This window comes from Lichenifustis flavocetrariae, from assembly GCF_026130545.1.
Classification (GTDB): Bacteria; Pseudomonadota; Alphaproteobacteria; order Rhizobiales; family Beijerinckiaceae; genus Lichenihabitans; species Lichenihabitans flavocetrariae.
In genome coordinates, this window is record NZ_JAMOIM010000116.1 from 1 (window position 1) to 3,785 (window position 3,785).

Here is a 3,785-nt window from a genome sequence, read left to right on the forward strand (position 1 = left end):
TGCTTCGCCTCCGAACCATACTGAAAAAACGGAATCACAGTCCCCAACCGTTGGCCAGCCCGTTGCAACCTGCTTAGCCGCTTCATGAACAGGCAGCCGCCCTGGCCGTCATGCCAGACGATCTTAATCAGGTCGGATCGGCGACCCCGAAAGACAAAGAGATGGCCACAGAACGGGTCACGCCCAAGGACCTCCTGCACCAGCAGCGACAGCCCGCCGATCCCTTTGCGCATGTCTGTGTGGCCGATCGCCAGCCACACCTTGGCGCCGCTCGGCAGCGGGATCACCGGCGATCCAGCGCGTCGCCGTCGACATCGCGGCCAACCCGAAGGCGGCGTCCCTGCGACAGCTCGATCTCGATCAGCCCGGCCGACCGCCTTGCACGTGGTGCCACGGACGGCGAGGGCGCCGGCAGTGCGCGAATAGGTGCGACAATCTCAACCGGCATGAGGGCTGGCACGCCCCGTCCCAACAGCCCTTCGCGCGCCAAGCGACGCCACCCAAACACCAAGCTGGCGCTCACCGTATTGCGTCGGGCCACTTCGGCCATCCGCTTCATCAGCGTCGCGACATGCCGACGACCGATCGTGATCTCCTCCTGGCGCAGGAGATCGCGCAGCATGCGGCTTCCTGCAAAGGGAAAGTCGAGGTGCAGTTCGTCCATCCGCCGCATGACGACGAGGTCGGCCGGCGACACCGATCGCGGCAGGTAATAGACGCTGCCCCGGCTGATCCCGAGGGCCTTCGCCTGCTTGCTGATCGGCAGGCCGTGATCGCGGTCGATCATCGCTTTGCGCTCAGAAGGCCGGCCTTGCTGAGCGCGCCGGACAAAAAATCGTTGGTGAGCGTCAACTCGCCGATCTTCGCATGCAGCGTCTTCACGTCGACCGGCGGCGAAGCAGGTTCCACCTTCGCATCCGCACCGAAGACGCCGGCGGCGCCATCCAGCAGTTGCGCTTTCCAGGCCGTGATCTGGTTCGGGTGCACGTCAAACTGCTGCGCCACTCAGACAGCGTCTTCTCACCCCGCACCGCCGCCAGGGCCACCTTCGCCTTGAAAGCCGGTGCGTGATTCCGCCGTGGTCGCTTGCTCATCGTCTCTCCTGCTCCGCGACCATCCTGGCCGCCGTCAGGCAGAAACTCCACTCATGCCACCTGTTCAGATTCCCCGAGCCATCTCTCCTTATTGCGCGTCGGGCCGATCATCATTACGCGCCGCAAAGGCGAGCGTCTCACTTGGGCTTGGGCGAGCGCTATTGTCGATGCGAGGTTCGAAGTTCGCCGGCCCTCAAACGGGCCGACGCTGCCGTCACAGGCCTAATTCACTCAAGCCCGGGTGGTCGGCGGGACGCGGTCCGACACGATCCCAGTAGAACTTTCGGTCACTCACGCCAATGGCGACGTCGTTGATGCTGGCGTGCCGCTCACGCATCAGACCTTGCGCATCGAAGGCCCAGTTCTCGTTGCCGTAGGACCTGAACCAGGCTCCGGTCGGGTTATGCCATTCGTAGGCGAAGCGAACGGCGATGCGGTCTTCGGTGAACGCCCAAAGCTCCTTGATCAAGCGATAGTCGTTTTCGTGGCCCCATTTGCGCCGCAGGAACGAGACGATAGCCGGACGCCCCTGGATGAACTCGCTGCGGTTACGCCATCGACTGTCCACCGTGTAGGCGAGCGAGACCCGTTCCGGATCGCGGCTGTTCCAGGCGTCCTCAGCCTTCCTGATCTTTTCCAAGGCGGTCTCACGCGTGAAGGGCGGAAAGGGGGGCCGTGCCTCGGCGGAAACGGTCATGGGGTGATCTCCGGGTTCGGGTGACGGGCGATCCGCTCGCGAAGAACCTTCAGTTCGACTTCGGCTTCGGCGAGCCTCTCCCTGAGGAGCGATGTCCCCGCGGCGACCTCGGCCGCCGTGAATCGCGGGGTGATGTGCTGGGGACAATTCCAGTCGAACGTCTCAAGCTTCAGGATGAAGGCACGTTCGGGCCGTCCCTTGTAGCCAGGCGAGGACAGACGCTCTGCAAGCTCGGGCTCAGAGGCGAGATCGCGGACGCTCATGTGCGCCAAGATCTTGAGGCGCGCGCGATTGGGATAGTCCATGAGGATCAGGGCGACGCGATCATCCGAGGCCACGTTGCCGAGACTGATGTACTGGCGGTTGCCGCGGAAATCGGCGAACCCAAGCGTCTTCTCGTCAAGAACCTTCAGGAAGCCGATAGGTCCTCCGCGGTGCTGAACATAGGGCCATCCCGTTTCCGAGACCGTGGCCATGTAGAAGCTGTCGCGCGCCCGCACGAAATCCGCCTCGGCGTCGGTGAAGCGGTCAAACGCGCGGTGACCGCTGAAGCCCTCCCACATTTCGAGGCTGCCGTTGGCTGCTTGTGCGGCCCGCACGCCAGGTGTCGAGAGGGTTTCCAGAAATCCGTAAGCCATGACTGGCGCCTCACTCAAAGGGGGCGGCTGCCGGCGTTCATCCCTGCCGGCAGCCGGTTGCTTCAAGCCGCTTGGGCGGTATGGATGACCGGGAAGTCGATCTCCGTGCCGGCGACGAGATTGACCATGTTGGTGAAGACGTTCTCGGCCACCACGGCGATGATCTCGATGACCTGCGCGTCGGTATAGCCGGCCGCCCGAACCGCTTGGAGTTCCGTTTCCGCGGCACGCCCGTGGTTCTCGGCGATCTTGCGGGCGAACGCGACGGCCGCGTTGGCTTTGGGATCGGACGACGCGCCACGTCGGTTCAGCGCGATCTCGGCTTCGTCGATCTTCGCCAGGTTCAGCCCAAGATAGGCATGGGCGGACAGGCAGTAGTCGCAGCCGTTGACCTGGGCGACCGCGATGGCGATGCGTTCGCGCGTCCGGACGTCCAGCGCCTTTCCGAGTGCGCCGCCGAGGCCCAGGAATCCTTGCAGGGCGGCTGGGCTCAGGGCGACGAGGCGGAAAAGGTTGGGCACGACGCCCAACTGCCTCTCCACGGCGTCCAGCAAAGGCTGGGAGGCGGCGGGAGCGGCTTCGCGGGCAGGAACGGCTATTTTGGACATGGCACCCTCCAGTTGCTTTCGAGCCGGCGGCGCCGGCGTCCCGACACATGTACGTCCGGCCCTGGCCCGCGATAATGAGTTTGTTGACAAGTCTTTGTTGTCGCTTACGCAACAATACATGGATCGACTTGAGACTATGCGCGCGTTCGTCGCCGTCGCTTCGCTGGGCAGCTTCGCGGAGGCGGCCAGGCAGCTGAGGCTGTCCCCCTCCGTCGTCACTCGCTCGGTCGCGGACCTGGAGAACAGGCTGGGGCTCGTCCTTCTCAATCGCACCACGCGCTCCGTCCGTCTGACCGAACGTGGCGAGATCTTCCTGGGTAGCTGCCGGCAGGTGCTGGAGGACATCGAGCAAGCCGAGCGCCGCGCCCAGGGCGAGGACGCCGAGCCCCGGGGATCGCTGAAGGTCGCGGCGCCCATCCTGTTTGGCCGGCTGCATGTGCTGCCAATCGTCAGCCGTGTCTTGACGAAGCATCCGGGCCTAACCGTCCATTTGACGTTGTCGGATCGCAACGTCCACCTGGCTGAGGAATCCGTGGACGTGGCGGTTCGGGTAGGCGACCTGGCCGACAGCAGCATGAAGGCGATCCGTCTCGGGTCCGTCAGCCAAACCCTGGTGGCGAGCCCCGGATATCTCGCGCGTCGCGGAACGCCGAAGACGCCGAAAGACCTGTCCGCCCACGACGTCATCGCATTCGAGAGTCTGGACACGACCAACGAATGGCGCTTCGGACCGGCCGGCAAGCTGGTC

5 protein-coding genes and 1 pseudogene are annotated in these 3,785 nt (G+C 64.5%); 1 reads left to right on the top strand and 5 read right to left on the bottom strand.

Going from position 1 to position 3,785, the window contains the following annotated elements:
* From tnpB to M8523_RS35950, 5 genes and pseudogenes are all read right to left on the bottom strand, one after another.
* Positions 1-287: IS66 family insertion sequence element accessory protein TnpB (gene tnpB, locus M8523_RS35930; RefSeq protein WP_282589582.1), on the bottom strand; the 287-nt coding region annotated here is incomplete at its 3' end.
* 260 nt (positions 288-547) lie between these two features.
* Positions 548-1,094: pseudogene (locus M8523_RS35935) on the bottom strand (IS3 family transposase); the annotation flags it as partial.
* A gap of 214 nt (positions 1,095-1,308) precedes the next feature.
* Positions 1,309-1,791 carry a nuclear transport factor 2 family protein gene (locus M8523_RS35940; protein WP_282589583.1) on the bottom strand — a complete coding sequence of 161 codons (483 nt, stop codon included), beginning with the start codon at positions 1,789-1,791 and terminating at the stop codon, positions 1,309-1,311.
* The gene (locus M8523_RS35945; protein ID WP_282589584.1) at positions 1,788-2,429 is read right to left on the bottom strand and encodes a pyridoxamine 5'-phosphate oxidase family protein; all 642 of its coding nucleotides are present in this window, start codon (positions 2,427-2,429) and stop codon (positions 1,788-1,790) included. Before M8523_RS35945 ends, M8523_RS35940 begins: the two co-directional genes overlap by 4 nt.
* 62 nt (positions 2,430-2,491) lie before the next feature.
* Positions 2,492-3,037 carry a carboxymuconolactone decarboxylase family protein gene (locus tag M8523_RS35950; RefSeq protein WP_282589585.1) on the bottom strand — a complete coding sequence of 182 codons (546 nt, stop codon included), beginning with the start codon at positions 3,035-3,037 and terminating at the stop codon, positions 2,492-2,494.
* A gap of 136 nt (positions 3,038-3,173) precedes the next feature.
* On the opposite strand from M8523_RS35950, the gene M8523_RS35955 reads away from it, so the two are divergent.
* A partial coding sequence (locus M8523_RS35955) for a LysR substrate-binding domain-containing protein (RefSeq protein ID WP_282589586.1) occupies positions 3,174-3,785 on the top strand: 612 nt, incomplete at its 3' end.